Annotated in this window: 16 protein-coding genes; 5 read left to right on the top strand and 11 right to left on the bottom strand. The window is 66.8% G+C overall.

Going from position 1 to position 16,976, the window contains the following annotated elements:
• Positions 1-5 precede the first annotated feature (5 nt).
• The 4 genes from RE429_RS05150 (at position 6) to RE429_RS05135 (ending at position 4,096) form a co-directional block, all read left to right on the top strand.
• Positions 6-977 carry a 2-dehydro-3-deoxygalactonokinase gene (locus RE429_RS05150; RefSeq protein WP_414473271.1) on the top strand — a complete coding sequence of 324 codons (972 nt, stop codon included), beginning with the start codon at positions 6-8 and terminating at the stop codon, positions 975-977.
• Positions 978-1,019: 42 nt separating this feature from the next.
• Positions 1,020-2,402, top strand: a complete 1,383-nt coding sequence (locus tag RE429_RS05145; RefSeq protein ID WP_414473270.1) for a leucyl aminopeptidase family protein — start codon at positions 1,020-1,022, stop codon at positions 2,400-2,402.
• A 77-nt stretch (positions 2,403-2,479) separates the two neighbouring features.
• Positions 2,480-3,328 (top strand): C40 family peptidase, encoded by an 849-nt coding sequence (locus RE429_RS05140; RefSeq protein WP_414473269.1) that lies wholly within the window; start codon positions 2,480-2,482, stop codon positions 3,326-3,328.
• 66 nt (positions 3,329-3,394) lie between these two features.
• Complete coding sequence (locus RE429_RS05135) at positions 3,395-4,096, top strand: sulfite exporter TauE/SafE family protein (protein ID WP_414474127.1); 702 nt, start codon at positions 3,395-3,397, stop codon at positions 4,094-4,096.
• Between the two features lie 114 nt (positions 4,097-4,210).
• On the opposite strand, the gene RE429_RS05130 is transcribed toward RE429_RS05135, so the two are convergent.
• The 10 genes from RE429_RS05130 to RE429_RS05085 form a co-directional block, all read right to left on the bottom strand.
• Positions 4,211-5,152, bottom strand: a complete 942-nt coding sequence (locus tag RE429_RS05130) for a 2-hydroxyacid dehydrogenase (protein WP_414473268.1) — start codon at positions 5,150-5,152, stop codon at positions 4,211-4,213.
• A complete protein-coding gene (gene deoA, locus RE429_RS05125; protein WP_414473267.1) occupies positions 5,149-6,471 on the bottom strand; it encodes a thymidine phosphorylase in 1,323 nt (440 codons plus the stop codon). Before deoA ends, RE429_RS05130 begins: the two co-directional genes overlap by 4 nt.
• Position 6,472: 1 nt before the next feature.
• Positions 6,473-7,234, bottom strand: coding sequence for a deoxyribose-phosphate aldolase (gene deoC, locus RE429_RS05120; RefSeq protein ID WP_414473266.1), 762 nt, complete (start codon positions 7,232-7,234; stop codon positions 6,473-6,475).
• A gap of 2 nt (positions 7,235-7,236) precedes the next feature.
• A complete protein-coding gene (locus RE429_RS05115; protein ID WP_414473265.1) occupies positions 7,237-8,043 on the bottom strand; it encodes a purine-nucleoside phosphorylase in 807 nt (268 codons plus the stop codon).
• A 9-nt stretch (positions 8,044-8,052) separates the two neighbouring features.
• Entirely contained in the window at positions 8,053-8,457 is a 405-nt protein-coding gene (locus tag RE429_RS05110) for a cytidine deaminase (protein WP_414473264.1), read from the bottom strand.
• A gap of 2 nt (positions 8,458-8,459) precedes the next feature.
• On the bottom strand, positions 8,460-9,365 hold the full coding sequence (locus RE429_RS05105; RefSeq protein ID WP_414473263.1) for an ABC transporter permease: 906 nt from the start codon (positions 9,363-9,365) through the stop codon (positions 8,460-8,462).
• Between the two features lie 2 nt (positions 9,366-9,367).
• Positions 9,368-10,471: an ABC transporter permease gene (locus RE429_RS05100; protein WP_414473262.1), complete on the bottom strand. Its 1,104-nt coding sequence runs from the start codon at positions 10,469-10,471 to the stop codon at positions 9,368-9,370.
• Positions 10,468-10,902 carry a VOC family protein gene (locus tag RE429_RS05095; RefSeq protein WP_414473261.1) on the bottom strand — a complete coding sequence of 145 codons (435 nt, stop codon included), beginning with the start codon at positions 10,900-10,902 and terminating at the stop codon, positions 10,468-10,470. Before RE429_RS05095 ends, RE429_RS05100 begins: the two co-directional genes overlap by 4 nt.
• Complete coding sequence (locus tag RE429_RS05090; protein WP_414473260.1) at positions 10,902-12,425, bottom strand: ABC transporter ATP-binding protein; 1,524 nt, start codon at positions 12,423-12,425, stop codon at positions 10,902-10,904. Before RE429_RS05090 ends, RE429_RS05095 begins: the two co-directional genes overlap by 1 nt.
• Before the next feature lie 123 nt (positions 12,426-12,548).
• The gene (locus RE429_RS05085) at positions 12,549-13,553 is read right to left on the bottom strand and encodes a BMP family lipoprotein (protein WP_414473259.1); all 1,005 of its coding nucleotides are present in this window, start codon (positions 13,551-13,553) and stop codon (positions 12,549-12,551) included.
• 171 nt (positions 13,554-13,724) lie between these two features.
• On the opposite strand from RE429_RS05085, the gene RE429_RS05080 reads away from it, so the two are divergent.
• Entirely contained in the window at positions 13,725-14,513 is a 789-nt protein-coding gene (locus RE429_RS05080) for a HesA/MoeB/ThiF family protein (protein ID WP_414473258.1), read from the top strand.
• A gap of 30 nt (positions 14,514-14,543) precedes the next feature.
• On the opposite strand, the gene pheT is transcribed toward RE429_RS05080, so the two are convergent.
• Positions 14,544-16,967: a phenylalanine--tRNA ligase subunit beta gene (pheT, locus tag RE429_RS05075; RefSeq protein WP_414473257.1), complete on the bottom strand. Its 2,424-nt coding sequence runs from the start codon at positions 16,965-16,967 to the stop codon at positions 14,544-14,546.
• Between the last annotated feature and the right edge of the window lie 9 nt (positions 16,968-16,976).

Here is a 16,976-nt window from a genome sequence, read left to right as displayed (position 1 = left end):
GCTCGATGTCACACCCGATGCTGTCGTCCTCCACAGATCGAAACAAGGATCAGGCCGTGCGCTTCATCGTCGCCGATTGGGGAACCACCCGCTTCCGGGGCTATCTGGTCGAGAACGAAACCATTCTCGATCAGGTCTCGTCGGACGAGGGCGTATCCGCCCTGCAGAAGGGCGAGCATCAAGGCGTTTTCCTGCGGCAATGCGGGCGCTGGCTGGAAGCCGAGCCGAATGCGCCCGTGCTGCTCGTCGGCATGGTGGGCAGCCGCGAAGGATGGCAGGAAGCGCCTTACGCCTCCTGCCCTGCCGGTCCGGACGAGATTGCACGGGCGCTGATTCCGGTGGATCTCGGCGGTGGCCGCAAGGGCCACATCGTTCCGGGCCTTTTCTGCGAACCGGCTCCCGGCGCCGCGGATGTGATGCGCGGCGAGGAAACGCTGGTTTTGGGCGCCGGCGTCGAGAACGGTCTCGTCTGCTCGGCCGGGACGCATCCCAAATGGATTCACATGCGCGACGCGCGCATCGAGCGTTTCGCCACCTTCATGACCGGCGAGATGTATGCCCTGCTGCGGGAGCACTCCATGATCGGGCGCCCTGCGACGGAACCCGCCGACCCGAAGGGCTTCGACATGGGGCTCGACGCGGCCGAGCGCAACGGCGGCACGGATGGCGCAGCGCGCGTGGGACTTCTTCATCTTCTGTTCGGAGCGCGGGCCGCCGTGGTCTCCGGGCGCATGGCGAGCAACCTCCTCGGGCCCTACCTCTCCGGCCTCCTCACGGGCGACGAAATCAACGGAGCGCTTGCCCAGTTCGGACGCCCTTCGGTCGTCACCATTCTCGCGGATCAGGCACGCGCCGACCTTTATGCCCATGCCCTTGCCCGCCACGGCATCAGGACCGAGCTGAAGAACACCCAGCAGGCCCTTCTGGCTGGGCTCGCGCGGATCGTGCGTCAGCATGCCGCCGCATGGCGTCCCTAAAACTTTCCTCGAAACGACCTCACGAACCTCAAGGCTTCAGCCATGCCCCATTCTCTTCTCGCCACGTCCGCCGACAGCTCGCGTCCGATCTGGCTCGTGACGGAGAGCACGTGGAACGGCATCCGCGCGCAGCTGCCGAAGACCGCGCAGGGCTTCGCGAAGGCTCAAGGCTTCGAGGGGAAGACGGGCAGCCACTGCCTTCTGCCGGACCCGGACGGCAATCTGCTGGGCGTCGTGTTCGGCCTTGCGAATGACGATGCCAGGCACCGCGATCCCTTCATCGTCGGCAAGCTGCCGACGATCCTGCCGGAGGGCGTCTATCGCTTCGAGACCGCTGCGCCCGACGCGATGCTGGCCACGCTCGCCTGGATCCTGGGCTCCTACAGCTTCACGCGGTACCGCAAGCGCGCGGAGAAAGCCGTGCGTCTCGTCGTGCCCGACGGCGTCGACGCCGATGAGGTGACCAGGATCGCCGACGCGGTATTCCGCAGCCGCGATCTCGTCAACACGCCGACGAACGATCTCGGACCGGATGGAATCGAGGCCGCCGCGCGCCGGATTGCGGAAGCGCACGGCGCGCAGTTCACCTGCATCGTCGGCGACGATCTCCTGAAACAGAACTTCCCGATGATCCATGCCGTGGGCCGCGCATCGGACATCGCGCCGCGCCTCATCGACTTCACCTGGGGCGACGCCAACGCGCCGCGCGTCACGCTCGTCGGCAAGGGCGTCGCCTTCGATACGGGCGGGCTCGACATCAAGCCCGCCTCGTCCATGCTGCTGATGCGCAAGGACATGGGAGGCGCCGCCACCACCCTCGCGCTCGCCGACATGATCATGGGCGCGAAGCTCAAGGTACGCCTGCGCGTCCTCATTCCGGCGGTCGAGAACGCGATCTCCAGCAACGCCTTCCGGCCGGGCGACATCCTGAACAGCCGGAAAGGCATCACGGTCGAGATCGGCAACACGGATGCGGAGGGCCGCCTCATCCTGGCCGATGCGCTGGCCTTGGCGGACGAGGAGAAGCCGGACCTCATCGTCGATTTCGCGACCCTTACGGGCGCGGCCCGCGTGGCGCTCGGCCCGGAGCTGCCGCCCTTCTACACGGATGACGAGGAGCTCGCCGCCGAGATCGCCCGCACCGGCATGGCGGTGAACGATCCCGTGTGGCGCCTACCGCTCTGGGCTCCCTATCAGAGCCAGCTCGACTCGAAATACGCCGACATGAACAACACGGGCGGCCCGATGGCCGGTTCTGTCACGGCGGCCCTGTTCCTGCGCCGCTTCGTGTCCGAGGCCAAGGCGCATGTGCATTTCGACATCTTCGCCTGGAATCCCTCGACCCGCCCCGCGCGGCCCGAAGGCGGAGAGGTTCAGGCGGCGCGCCTCATGTATGCGCTGCTCAAGAAGCGCTACGCGCCCTGAGAGGCGCATGGCCGCTGGCGCTTCGGCTAGGGAACGGCTAGGAAACTTCCTCACCGTCCGCGCCGAGGAGCCGCCTGATGAGTTTCGACCGCCGCATCACCCCTGTCCGCCCCGATCTGGCCGACGAGAGGCTTCGCGGGCGGGTCGAGGCCGAGCGCTACACGACCGGCACGATCAGGCGCGTCGGCGCTTCCTTCGCTCCCCTTCACCGCCATCCCTCGCGGGAGGCGCCCGTGGATACGCAGGCCCTCTTCGGCGAGACCGTGACGGTCTATGACGAGCACGAGGGCTGGGCCTGGGTGCAGCTGCACGAGGACGGCTATGTCGGCTACCTGCCGAGCGACGTTCTGCGGGAACCGGGACCGGCGCCGACGCACAAAGTCGCGGCCATCCGCACCTTCGTCTATCCCGGCCCCAGTCTGAAGCTCCCCTACCAGGATTACCTGACCCTCAACGCCCGGCTTGCTGTCGTCGACACCGAAGGCGATTACGCACGGCTCGCCGATGGGGGCTGGGTCCATGCGCCGCACCTCGCCTCTCTCGATGCGACGGAGCCCGATTGCGTGGGCGTCGCCGAGCGCTTCCTGCACACGCCCTATCTCTGGGGCGGCAAGACGAGCCTCGGCATCGACTGCTCGGGCCTTGCGCAGACCGTGCTGGCGGCGGCCGGCATCAAGGCCCCGCGCGACAGCGACATGCAGGAACGCGAACTCGGCGCCGCCATCGAGGTCACGCCCGATCTCGGCGGCCTCGCGCGCGGCGATCTGGTGTTCTGGAAGGGCCATGTGGGCCTGATGATGGACGCGACGAATTTCATCCACGCCACCGGCCACAGCATGACCGTGATGATCGAGCCGCTGTCGGTCGCGGAGGAGCGCATCCGCAGGACCAGCTACGGACCGATCAGTTCCATCAAGCGTCTCTGACCGATCATCGTGCCTGATCCAACGACCCTCCTCGTCGTCGCCTTCGGGGTTTTCCTCATCGCCTTCATGAAGGGCGCATTCGGGGGCGGCCTCGCCATCATCGGCATCCCGGTTCTGTCCCTCGTCATGGATCCGATCACCGCGGGCGCCCTGCTTGCGCCGCTCTTCGTGCTGATGGATGCGGTGGCGCTCTATTACTGGCGGCCCAAGACCTGGTCGAAGATCGATCTCGCGCTCCTCGTCCCGTCGCTCGCCATCGGCACCGCCATCGGGTTCATGCTCATGAAGGTGGTGGACCCGCACGGCTTCGCCATTCTCATCGCGCTGATCACGCTCGCCTTCACGGGCCTGTGGTTTCGCGGCGGCGGCAGGATCGTCCGGCAGCCGCGCTCGAAGGCAAAGGCCATCGTGGCCGGAACGGCGTCGGGCATATCGTCCATGATGGCGCATTCGGGCGGCCCGCCGGTCGCCATGTACCTTCTCCCCCTCGGGCTCCCGAAGGTCGTCTATGCGGGCACGAGCAGCAGCTTCTTCGCCGCCGGCAACCTGATGAAGGTCGCGCCGTGGCTCGCGCTCGCGAGGCCGGGCGCGGAGCTCTGGACCCTGATGGCCCTGTGCCTGCCCCTCATCCCGCTCGGGGTCTGGTCGGGCTTCAGGCTGCACGAGCGCCTGGATCAGAGGCAGCTCTATCGCGTCTGCTATGCCCTGCTCACCCTGACGGCCCTGAAGCTCTTGTGGGACGGGTTGCGGGGTTACGGGGCGTTCTAGAGCCTTTTCCGCAAAAGTGGATGCCGGTTTTGCGTGAAAAGATGCTCAAGGCCAAAAGGTGAAAGCATCGGACGCGAGTTCGATGACCGGTCCGATGCTCTCGCCCCCGCATCGTCAATAGCCCCGCACGCGATCCACGAGGTTCTGGAAGGGCTCGCCCGCCTCGTGGCGGCGGATCTGATCGGCGATGTAGCGCGCCGTCGCCTCGGGCTCGCTCACGGCTGCGTTGTGCGGCGTGACCGTGACGCGCGGATGATCCCAGAGCGGAGAGGATTCCGGCAGCGGCTCCTTCTCGAACACGTCGAGGGTTGCCGCCTTGAGGGTTCCGTCGTCGAGACAGGCGAGGATATCGCTCTCCACCTGGAGGCCGCCCCGGCCCGCGTTGATGAGGACGGGGCCGCCGAGCCTGCCGTCCCGCGCCAGCCGTCCGAACAGGTTGCGGTTGAGAATGCCGCGGGTGTCGGGCGTGAGCGGCACGAGGCTGATCAGGATGTCCGTACGCGCGAGGAAATCGGAGAGCCCGTCCTCGCCCGAATAGACCGTGAAGCCGTCCACGGCTTTCGGCGTGCGGCTCCAGCCCGCCACGTCGAAGCCCATCGTCTTGAGCTTCCTGGCGGCATCCTGCCCCAGAACGCCGAAGCCCATGACGCCGACACGCACATCCGACGCGATGGGCGGCGAGCGGTCGTCCTCCCAGCGCCTGGAGCGCTGCGCGGCCGAAAAGCGTGCATGGTCGCGCAGATACATGAGGCAATGCATGACCATGTATTCGCTCATGCGATGGGTCAGGTCATCCTGCGCGACGCGCACGATCGGAACATCGGGAAGACCGGGATAACTCATCAGGTGATCGACGCCTGCGCCGAGGGAGAAAACCGCCTCGAGGTTCGGCAGATCGTCCAGGCATCCCGGTTTCGGCCCCCACGTGGCCACGTAGCGGATCCTGTCCCGGTCGAACGCCTCTCCCAGGACGACGATTTCGCGGCCCGGCAGATGGCGGCCGAGACGTTCGACCCATGGCTGTGTTTCCCAGGTGACGGCGACGAGCAGGCTCAAGATTTCACTCCGATACGTTCGAGAATCATGGCCCCGGACCGAGCTTTCGCATCGCCCAGGACATAGGCGGCGCGCACCATGCGGGCGGCGGCTTCGGCCGCCTCTTCGCTGCGTGCATGCACGATGGCGAGCGGACGGTCGGCATCGACCGTCTCGCCGACCTGGGCGAGCCGGGTAAGCCCGACCGCATGATCGATGGCATCCTGCGGACGCGTGCGTCCGCCGCCCAGAGCCACGACGGCGATGCCGATATCCCGCGTCGCGACGCGCTGCACGATTCCGGAGCGCTCCGCATGGACGGGACGGATGACGGGCGCAGCCTGCAGATGCCTTTCGTGGCTCTCCACGAAATCCGCCGGTCCGCCGAGCGCCGCCACCATGCGCTGGAACGCCTCGGCAGCCCTGCCGGAGACGACCGCATCCTCGATCTTCGCGCGCGCCTCGGCGATATCGGCCGCGATCCTGCCGAGCACGAGCATTTCGGCGGACAATTCCACCGTCACCTCGTGGAAGCGCGCCTCGCGCCGGCGGCCCGTCAGGTAGTCGACGGCGTAAGCCATCTCCACGGCGTTCCCGGCAGCGGTTGCGAGAGGCTGGTCCATGTCGGTGAGCAAGGCGCTCGTGGGAAGGCCCGCTTCGTTGGCGACGAGCACGAGGCTCTCGGCCAGGGCGCGCGCATCCTTCACGTTGTCCATGAAGGCGCCGGAGCCGCATTTGACGTCCATCACGAGCCCATCAAGGCCTGCCGACAGTTTCTTCGACAGAATGGACGTGGTGATGAGATCGATGGATTCCACCGTTCCCGTCACGTCGCGGATGGCGTAGAGGCGCTTGTCGGCCGGCGCGAGGTCAGCCGTCTGTCCGATGATGGCGCAGCCCACCTCGCGCGTGACACGGCGGAAGGTGTCGATATCGGGCTGCGTGACGTAGCCCGGAATGGAATCGAACTTGTCGAGCGTTCCTCCCGTATGCCCGAGGCCGCGACCGGAGATCATGGGCACGAAGCCGCCGCAGGCCGCGACCGCCGGGCCGAGCGCGAGGCTCACCGTGTCGCCGACGCCGCCGGTCGAGTGCTTGTCGAGCACGGGACCCGGCAGGTCCCACCGCAGCACCTCGCCCGAATTCATCATGGCGCGGGTCAGCGCCACGCGCTCCGGCACGGTGAGCCCGCGAAAGAAGATCGCCATGGCGAAGGAAGCGGCCTGTCCCTCGGACACCTGGCCCGAGGTCAGGCCTTGGATGAAGCTCTCGATCTCATCCGCCTCGAGCGTTTTGCCGTCGCGCTTGCGGCGGATGATTTCCTGCGGAAGACGAACCATGTCAGTAGGCTCCGGTGGCGGCGCCGCCGTCACGTCCCTCGATCGCCGCCATCAGCGTATCGTAGACGCTGCTCGCGCCGATGCGGAAGGTTTGCGGTATCGCCCAGCCCGGCCCCATGATGCGCTCGGCAAGATCGAGATAGATCTTCGCATCGGCGAGGGTCCGGATTCCGCCGGAAGGCTTGAGGCCCACCTTGCGCCCGGAGGCCCTGATGACGTCGAGCATGATCCTGGCCGCTTCCGGCGTCGCTGAAACGGGCGTCTTGCCGGTCGACGTCTTGATGAAATCGGCGCCGGCCTCGATGGACAGGCGGCTCGCCGTCTCGATCAGCTTCGGGTCCTTCAGCTCGCCCGTTTCGAGGATCACCTTGAGAAGCCGGCCCTGGTCGACGAGATCGCGCACGGCCTCGACCATCTCGGTCGCGATCTTCAGGTCGCCGCGGCGCACGGCCTCATAGGGCAGCACCAGATCGATCTCGTTCGCGCCGTCGGAGAGAGCCTCCTGCACGTCGTCGGTGACGCGGTCGATATCCTCGCCGCCGGCGGGGAAGTTCACGACGGTCGCGATGCGCACGGGCGAGCCTCTCAAGACCTCCTGCGCACGCTTGACGAATTGCGGCCAGACGCAGACGGCCGCCACCGGGCCGCGCGGATCGAGCGCCTTCCGGCACAAGGCATCGATGGACTGATCGGTGCAATTATCCGTCAGATCGGTGAGATCGAGGCAACGCAAAGCATGCTGGGCAATTTCCGCATCGGACATGGTCAAAGCTCCGCGATGAATGAACGAATGAGACGCTTGAATTTTTCGGAGGCCTCCGCAGCCGTATCCTTGGTTTCCTGGTGCGAGGGCGAAGCGCCCTCGATGCCGGCGGCAAGATTGGTCACGACCGAGACCGCGGCGACGCGCAGGCCGTGATATCGCGCCAGGATCACTTCCGGCACGGTCGACATTCCCACGAGATCGCCGCCCAGGATCTGCACCATGCGGATCTCGGCGGGCGTCTCGAAACTCGGACCGGACAGCCAGGCATAGACGCCCTCGGGCAGGTCGATGCCGCTCCGCTTCGCCGCGCGCTGAAGGGCGTCGCGCAAAGCGGGATCGTAGGCGTCCGTCAGGGAGACGAAGCGGCCTTCCGTATGATCGCGCAGCAGCGGGTTCGCGCCGGACAGGTTGAGATGATCGCCGATCGCCACGAGGCTGCCGGGACGGATCGAGGCGCGCACGGAGCCTGCCGCATTGGTGGCGACCAGCACCGGGATGCCGAGTTCCTTGACAACGGCGACGGGAAGCCGCATCGCACCGGCGTCGCCCGTTTCGTAGTAATGCGCGCGGCCCTGGAACAGGAGGACGCGCTTGCCTTCGAGCGTGCCGGCCACGAGCCTGCCCGCGTGACCGGAGACGCCGCTTCTCGGAAAATGCGGGATCCCAGCATAGGGAAGGCTCACCGCATCCCTCACCACGTCGGCCAGCGTACCCAGGCCGGTTCCGAGCACGAAAGCGGCGTCGAAGCGGCCGTCGAACCCTTGGGCCCGCAGGAATTCGGCGGTCTCTCGAACTTGCTGAAGCATGAGCGTCCCTCACCGGTCCGTCAGGTTGTCGGGCCCGAACGAGAAGGGCAACAGCTCGTCCAGGGTGAAGCTCCGGCGAATTCCCGCCGGGCCCGCCACGTGAATGCGGGTGTCGGGCGCCGCGAATTCACGGATGCGCTGACGGCAACCGCCGCACGGCGTGCAGAGGCTCTCGCCCTCGCCCATCACCACGATCTCGCCGATGCGGCTTTGGCCGCCCGCGATCATGGCGGCGATCGCGCCGGCCTCCGCGCAGGAACCGACCGGATAGGCCGCGTTCTCCACATTGCAGCCCGTAAAGACCTGCCCGTCGGGCGTCGCGATGGCGGCCCCGACCTTGAAGCGCGAATAAGGCGCATAGGCTTTGGCCTGAATCGTCCTGGCCGCTTCGAACAGGCTGTCGAGGGAAGCCATGATCAACGCTCCTTCACATAAGGCACGCCCGCGGCGCGCGGTGGGATGGCCTTGCCGATGACGCCGGCGAGCAGGATGACGGTCAGGAGATAGGGCAGCGCCTGAATGGCCTGCACCGGCACCTCGCCGATGCCCGGGAGCGAGCGTCCCTGGAGCTGATTGGCGAAGGCATCGAGAAAGCCGAAGAGAAAGCATGCGCCGAGGGCGGGCCATGCGCGCCACTTGGCGAAGATGAGGGCCGCGAGGGCGATGAAGCCTCGTCCCGCGGTCATGTTGGGCAGGAAGCCCGCCGCCTGCGCGACCGACAGATAGGTTCCTCCGATCCCGCAGAGAACGCCGCCGATGACGACCGCCGAATAGCGCAGGCCCGCCACCGAGATGCCGGCGGTGTCGACCGCGGCCGGGTTCTCGCCGACAGCCCGCAGGCGAAGCCCGAAGCGCGTGCGGCCGAGCACGTACCAGGTGAGCGGCACGGCGAGCAGCACGATGTACACCAGGGCCGAGTGGCCGAAGAGGATGCCGTCGAACCGCTGCTCGCCCTCGAGCGGCGGCGTGCGGCCGCCCTGCCCGTACCACGCATTGCCGACGATGGCCGTGAGCCCCGCGGCCAGCATGTTGATGGCGACGCCGGACACGATCTGGTTGCCGCGCTGGCTGATGGAGGCGAAGCCGTGAATGAGGGCGAACGCGACCGAGGCGGCGATTCCGAACACGAGGCCGATCCACGCGGAGCCGAACGCATAAGCCGCCGCGGCGGCCGCGAAGGCCGAGACCAGCATCTTGCCTTCGAGGCCGATATCCACGACGCCCGACCGCTCGGACCAGAGACCGGCGAGGCACGCGGCGAGCAGCGGAATCGACAGACGCAGCGCCGAGTCGAGAATGGTTGCGATGATGCCGAGATCCATGCTCACATTCCCGCCAGTTTGGGGCGCGACAGCAGATGCGCCACGAGCCGCCGGAAGAGGCCGTCCAGAGCCCCCGCGAACAGAATGATGATTCCGCCGATCACCACCACCATGTCGCGGGTGATGTTGGGCTGCTCGAAAGCCAGTTCCGCGCCGCCCTGGTAGAGGATGCCGAACAGGAGCGAGGCGAGGACGATGCCGACCGGATGCGCGCGCCCCATGAGCGCGACCGCGATGCCGACGAAACCGTAGCCGGAGGTGAATTCCAGAAGCAGGCGGTGCTGGTAGCCCATGAGCTCGTTGACCGCGAGCCCTCCCGCGAGCGCGCCCGACAGGACCATGGCGATGATGATGATGCGCTCGGGCGAAATGCCCGCATAGACCGCGGCCGTGGGACTGGAGCCCACCACGCGGATCGCGTAGCCGAGACGCGAGCGGTAGACGAGAAGCCAGATGAGATAGGCCGAGACCAGCGCCAGCACGAGGGTGAGATTGAGCTGCGAAGCCGGGATGGTGACGCCGAACCAGGCGAACGCCTCGTGCATGAACGGAATATACGAGGCGTCCGGAAATGCGCGCGTTTCCGGATTCATGGATTGCGGTTCGCGCAGCACATTGACGAGCAGGTACACGATCAGCACGCTGGCGAGCCAGTTGAACATGATCGTGGTGATCACGATGTGGCTGCCGCGTCTGGCCTGCAGATAGCCCGGCACCGCGGCCCAGGCCGCGCCGAACGCCGCGGCCGCGAGGATGCCGACGGGGACGAGCAGGAAGCCCGGCAGGAAGGTGAGATTGTTGAGCGCGAGCGCGATGCCCAACCCGGCCAGCGTCGCCTGCCCTTCCCCGCCGATATTGAACAGGCCCGCATGGTAGGCGACGGCCACCGCGAGCCCCACGAAGATGAAGTCGGTGGCATAGAACAGGGTGAAGCCCAGACCTTCGCCGCTCCCGAGGCTTCCCTGCAGAAGATAGCGTGTGGCCGTGAGCGGATTTTCGCCGATGCTCAGCACCACGAGGCCGGCGATCAGAAAGGCCGCCACGACCGAGATCGCGGGCACGAGGACCGTGTCGGCCCATTTGGGCATGTCGATGGGAGCGCTCACGTCAGATGATCCGGCAGAAACAGGTGGCCCTGTTCGTCGAGAGGGAAGAAGGGATTCCAGGCCACCTCCCAAAGGTGTCCGTCGGGATCGGCGAAATAGCCCGAATAGCCGCCCCAGAAGACATCCTGCAGCGGCTTCACGGCCTTCGCGCCCGCCGCGACGGCGCGGGCGTAAACCTCGTCGGCCTCCTGTTTCGAACGCGCGTTGTAGGCGAGCGTGACGGCGGCAAAGCCGGTGGGCCTGTCCTCGACGCCCGCATCCTTGGCGAGATCCGCCCGCCCGAAAAGAGCGAGCGCGAGACCGTTCGCCTGGAAGAATGCGACGCTGGGCTGGCTGGCGGAAGACGCCTTCCACCCCCAGGCCTCGTAGAAGGCGCGGGATTGTGCGAGATCGGAGACGCCGAGGGTGACGAGCGACAAGCGCGGCTGCATCAGGCGGCCTCGTCGCTGACGCCGGCCATGAGAAGCCCGAGATCCCGCTCGTTCGTTTCCGAGGAGTTGCGCTCGCCGGTGATCCGGCCGCCGCACATGGTCAGGATCCGGTCGGAAAGATGCATGATCTCGTCGAGCTCCACCGACACGAGAAGAATGCCGACGCCGGAATCGCGAAGCGCGATCAGGCGGCGGTGGATGAATTCGATGGCCCCGATATCCACGCCGCGCGTCGGCTGGCCGACCAGGAGCACCTTCGGGTTGCGCTCGATCTCGCGGGCCAGCACGATCTTCTGCTGATTGCCGCCGGAGAAGTTCGAGGTCTTCAGGCGCGGCGCGGGCGGGCGGACGTCGTATTGCTCCATTTTTCTCGCCAGATCCGCGACGAGGCGGTCGTGATCGAGCAGCGGGCCCGAACCGAGCTGCGGCTCGTGACTGAAGCCGAGGATCGCGCTCTCGAAAGCCGGGAAGGTCGGAACGAGACCCATGCGCAGGCGATCCTCCGGGACATGCAGCAGTCCGAGCTCGCGCATGCGGTGGGGATCGTGCTGCGAGGATCGGATCTCGCGCCCTTCGACGGAAATGGCGCCGAGCACCGGCCGGCGCATGCCGGCGATCGTCTCCAGCAGCTCGCTCTGGCCGTTGCCCGCGACCCCCGCGATGCCGACGATCTCGCCCGCGCGGACGGTCAGGGACGCATCGGCCACCCGCAGCACGCCGCGCGAGTCGACGACCGAGAGGTTTCGCACCTCCAGGACGGGCGCGCCGGGCGCCTTCTCGGTCTTCTCCACGCGCAGCAGCACGCGGCGGCCGACCATCAGCTCCGCGAGTTCGGGCGGAGAGGTGCCTGCCGTCTCGACGGTCGCCACCATCTCGCCGCGCCGCATGACGGACACGCGGTCCGTGACCGCCATGATCTCGCGCAGCTTGTGCGTGATGAGAATGACGGTCTTGCCCTGCTGCTTCAGGGAGCGGAGCAGCGCGAACAGCGCGTCCGCCTCCGCCGGCGTGAGCACGGCGGTCGGTTCGTCGAGGATGAGGATGTCGGCGCCGCGATAGAGGGCCTTCAGGATCTCGACGCGCTGCTGCAGGCCGACGGAGAGTTCGCCGACGGTCGCGTCCGCATCGATGTCGAGGCCGTAATCCTTGGCAAGGCGCGCCAGCTCCTTGCGAACCTTGGCCTCGCCCGCACGCAGCATGGCGCCGCCTTCGGCGCCGAGCATCACGTTCTCGACCACGGTGAGCGGCTCGACCAGCATGAAGTGCTGGTGAACCATGCCGATGCCGGCCCCGATCGCATCGTTGGAGGAGCGGATGCGGGTGGGCGTGCCGTTCACGCGGATCTCGCCCGTATCCGCCTCGTAGAAGCCGTAGAGGATCGACATGAGGGTCGACTTGCCCGCCCCGTTCTCGCCCACGATGCCGTGGATCGTGCCGCGCTCGACCCTCAAGGACACGTCCCGGTTGGCATGGACGGCGCCGAAGCTCTTGTTGACGGCGATCAGTTCAATGGCGGGAGACATCGGCCTCTAGGGGTTGTCCGGCAAGGAAAGCGAAGGCGGATCTTATCGGAAAACGCATGAACCTAAAAATGGATACGGCCGCAGGCCCTCTGGGGAAGCCTGCGGCCGGAACCAAGCGTCAGCCTACATCGGGCACTTGGAGTCCGACATGTAATCGTGGACCTTGATGGTGCCGGACTTGATGTCGGCGGCGGCCTTGTCGGCAGCGGCCTTCATGTCGGCCGTGATGAGCGACTTGTTGTCGTCGTCGAGCGACCAGGCCACGCCGTCTTCCGCGAGGCCGAGGACCTGAAGGCCGCCCTTGAAGGTGCCCTTCTTGGCCTGATCGAAGGTGTTGTAGGTGGCCACGTCCACGCGCTTGACCATGGAGGTCAGCACCTTGCCCGGGTGCAGGTTGTTCTGGTTCGAATCGACGCCGATGCCGAGCTTGCCCGCATCGGCGGTCGCGCGCAGCACGCCGATGCCGGTGCCGCCGGCCGCGTGGTAGATCACGTCCGCGCCACGGCTGATCTGGCCCTTGGCGAGTTCGCCCCCCTTCACCGGGTCGTTCCAGGCGGCGCCCGTGGTGCCGGTCATGTTCTGGAACACCTCGGCGTCCTTGTTGGCGTATTTGACGCCCTGGACGTAGCCGCAGGCGAACTTGCGGATGAGCGGGATGTCCATGCCGCCCACGAAGCCGACCTTGCCGGTCTTGGACGCCTTCGCGGCCAGCAGGCCGACCAGGAACGAGCCCTCGTGCTCCTTGAACACGATGGATTGCACGTTCGGCTTCTCGACGACGGCGTCGATGATGGCGAACTTGATGTTCGGGAATTCCTCGGCGACCTTCTTCAGGGCGGTCTCCTGGGAGAAGCCGACGGCCACGATGGGCGAGTATCCGTCGCGGGCGAAGCGGCGCAGGGCCTGCTCGCGCTGGGCGTCGTTCTGCGGCTCGAAATCGCGGTACTCGGTGCCCGTATCCTTCTTGTATTTCTCGGCGCCCATGTGAACGCCCTCGTTGAAGGATTTGTCGAACTTGCCGCCCAGGTCGTAGACGACGGCGGGCTTGAAATCCGCCTGCTGCGCGAAGGCGGCCGAAGCGGAGAAGGCGAGGCCTGCGAGCGCGAGGCCGAACTTGGTGACTGTCATCGGCAATGTTCCCTGTGTCTGTCGCCGGATTTTCGTCTCCGGTTGCCCCGTGACGATGGCACGGGAAGGGTCATGACGCCAAGGTCCCTGTCAAGCCATGATGTTACTTTCCTGCAAGGAATGCCTGCAGGGAACGGTTGATCGCTGCGGTCCCCGCGTTAAGGTCGTTCCATGCCCCTGACATCCGACGAAATCGACCGATATGCCCGCCACCTGGTCCTGAGGGACGTCGGCGGACCCGGACAGCTGAAACTCAAGGCCGCCCGCGTGCTCGTGGTCGGCGCAGGCGGCCTGGGCGCTCCGCTGATCCAGTATCTGGCGGCGGCGGGCGTGGGCACCATCGGCCTCGTCGACGACGACACGGTGTCCCTCTCCAACCTGCAGCGGCAGGTGATCCACGGAACCCCCGATATCGGGTCCCCGAAGGTGGACAGCGCAGCCAGGGCCGTCCTGCGCCTGAACCCTCACGTTACGGTAGAGGCCCATCGCCTGCGCCTGACGCCCGGCAATGCCCGCGAACTGGTCCGCCGCTATGACATCGTGGCGGAGGGAACGGACAATTTCGAAACCCGCTATACGGTGTCGGATGCCTGTTTTAACGAGAAAAAGCCCCTGGTGACGGCGGCGCTGGGGCAGTTCGACGGCTCTTTGACGATCATCAAGGCGCATGAAAGCGGCCCTGACGGCGCGCCGAATCCGACCTATCGCTGCCTGTTCCCCTCCCCGCCGCCGCCGGGCGCGATCCCGACCTGCGCCGAGGCCGGCGTGCTGGGGGCGCTGGCGGGCGTGATGGGAAGCCTGATGGCCATGGAGGTGGTCCGCGAGATCGTGGGCTTCGGGGAGAGCCTCGTCGGACGGCTCCTGATGGTCGACGCGCGCTCCATGCGCTTCGACACCATCCGCTACGGATGGGACGAGACGAACCCGCTCAACGGCAGAAAAACGACGGGCGCGGCCTAAACCGCGCCCGGAACGACACTTTGACGACGACTACGACCGGAGCACCGCGCCGGTCTTCTTGGAGACCTCGGCGACGATCTTGGCCGAGACGGCCTCGATCTCCACGTCGGTCAGCGTCTTCTCCAGGGGCTGGAGGGTGACGGCGATGGCAACGGACTTCTTGTCCGGCTCGATGCCGGTGCCCTCGTACACGTCGAACACGTCGACGCCCACGATCAGCTGACGCTCGGCACCCTGGGCTGCCTTCATGATATCGCCTGCCGCTACGTCACGTCCGACCACGAACGCGAAGTCGCGGGTGAGCGGCTGGAAGTCGGGCAGGTTCAGCTTCGGCTTCATCTTCGTGGGCTTCGCCTTGGGCGGCGGAAGCGCGTTGAGATTGAGCTCGAAGGCGACCAGCGGCCCCTTAAGATCGAGAGCTTTCAGGATCTTCGGATGGACCTCGCCGAACGCGCCGATGACGTTCTTCGGGCCGAACTGGAGCGTGCCCGAACGGCCGGGATGGAACCAGGCCGGACCGCCGGGAACGATCTGGAGGCCGCCGGCCGGAATGCCGAGAGCCCCCAGCAGGGCCAGCGCGTCCGCCTTGACGTCGAAGGCATCGACGCTCGGGGCTCCGCCATCCCAATGGCGGCCGACGCCCTCGGCGCGGGCCGTGCCGCGCCGCACGGCGGCTGCCTTGATGGACTGGCCTTCCGGCGCATCCGACGCGAAGGTCTGGCCGACCTCGAAGAGCGCCACGTCGCCAAAACCGCGATCCGCGTTGCGCTGTGCGGCCTTCATGAGACCGGGCAGCAGGCTCGGGCGCATGTCGGAAAGATCCGACGCGATGGGGTTGGCGAGCGCAAGCTGCGGCTGGGCGCCGCCGAAGAGCTCGGCCTCCTCCTTCGCGATGAAGGACCAGGTGATGGCCTCCACCAGGCCGCGTACGGCAAGCGCCCGGCGGGCAAGGCGGGTGCGCTTCTGGATGAGCGTCAGGATCGGCTTCGCGACGGCGGCCTCGAGGCGCGGGAGGGGTTGCGGCTCGATACGGTCGACACCCGCGATGCGGATGACCTCCTCGACGAGATCCGCCTTGCCGTCGATGTCGGGACGCCAGGACGGCGCCGTCACGGTCACGCGCTCACCCGCACCTTCCACCTTGAAGCCGAGCTTCCTGAGGATCTCCTCCGACTCGGCAGGCTTCACATCGAGGCCCGACAGGCGCGGCACTTCCGACCATGGGAATTCGATGACGCAGGTATCGTCGGGAACCCGACCGGCCGTCACGGCCTCGCTCGCCTCGCCGCCGCAGAGATCGATCACCATTTGCGTGGCGAGATCGAGCCCGGGCCGAGTGAAGGCGGGATCGATGCCGCGCTCGAACCGGTAGCGGGCATCGGTGATGATGCCGAGTTTGCGGCCCGATTGGGCGATGTTCAGCGGGTCCCAGAGCGCGGATTCGATCAGCACGTCCGTGGTGCCCTCGTCCGAACCGGAATGCTCGCCGCCCATGATGCCGGCAATGGATTCGACACCGTTCTCGTCGGCGATCACCACCGTGCCGGAATCGAGCTTGTAGGTGCGGCCGTCGAGCGCCAGGACCTCCTCGCCGTCCTTCGCACGGCGCACCGTGAGATTGCCTTTCACCTTCTTGGCGTCGAACACGTGGAGCGGCCGGCCCCGGTCGAAGGTGATGTAATTGGTGATGTCGACGAGCGCATTGATCGGCCGCAGGCCGATGGAGAGGAGACGGCGCTGCATCCAATCCGGCGACGGGCCGTTCTTCACGCCGCGCACGAGACGAAGCGCGAAGGCCGGGCAGAGCTTCTCGTCGCCCTCGGCGAAATCGAGCGTCACCGAAACCGGGCATGCGCCCTGTCCCTGAATCGACGGGATGGCATCGCCCTTCAGCGTGCCGAGCCCGGCCGCCGCGAGATCCCGGGCGATGCCGTGGATCGAGGTGCAGTCGGGACGGTTCGGCGTGAGGTTGATCTCGATGACCGGATCGTCGAGGCGCGCATAGGCCGCATAAGCCGTGCCGACCGGCGCATCGCCGGGCAGCTCGATGATGCCGTCGTGATCGTCGGAGATTTCGAGCTCCGCCGCCGAGCACAGCATGCCGGCGCTTTCCACGCCGCGAATGGTGCCCACGCCGAGCGTGATGTTCTTGCCCGGGATATAGGTGCCGGGCGGCGCGAACACGCTCTTCATGCCCGTGCGGGCGTTCGGCGCGCCGCAAACGACCTGGATCGGCTTGTCGGCGCCCGTATCGACCATGCACACGCGCAAGCGGTCGGCATTGGGATGCTGCTCGGCGGAGATCACATAGGCGATCGTGTAGGGCGCCAGCGTCTTCGCCTTGTCCTCCACGCCTTCGACCTCGAGGCCGATGCGCGTGAGCGTCTCCACGATCTCGTCGAGGGACGCGGAGGTCTCCAGATGATCCTTGAGCCAGGAGAGGGTGAATTTCATGATGCTCTC

Source organism: Microvirga sp. M2 (assembly GCF_047497095.1).
Lineage (GTDB): Bacteria > Pseudomonadota > Alphaproteobacteria > Rhizobiales > Beijerinckiaceae > Microvirga.
This window is presented reverse-complemented; position numbering and strand designations above follow the sequence as displayed.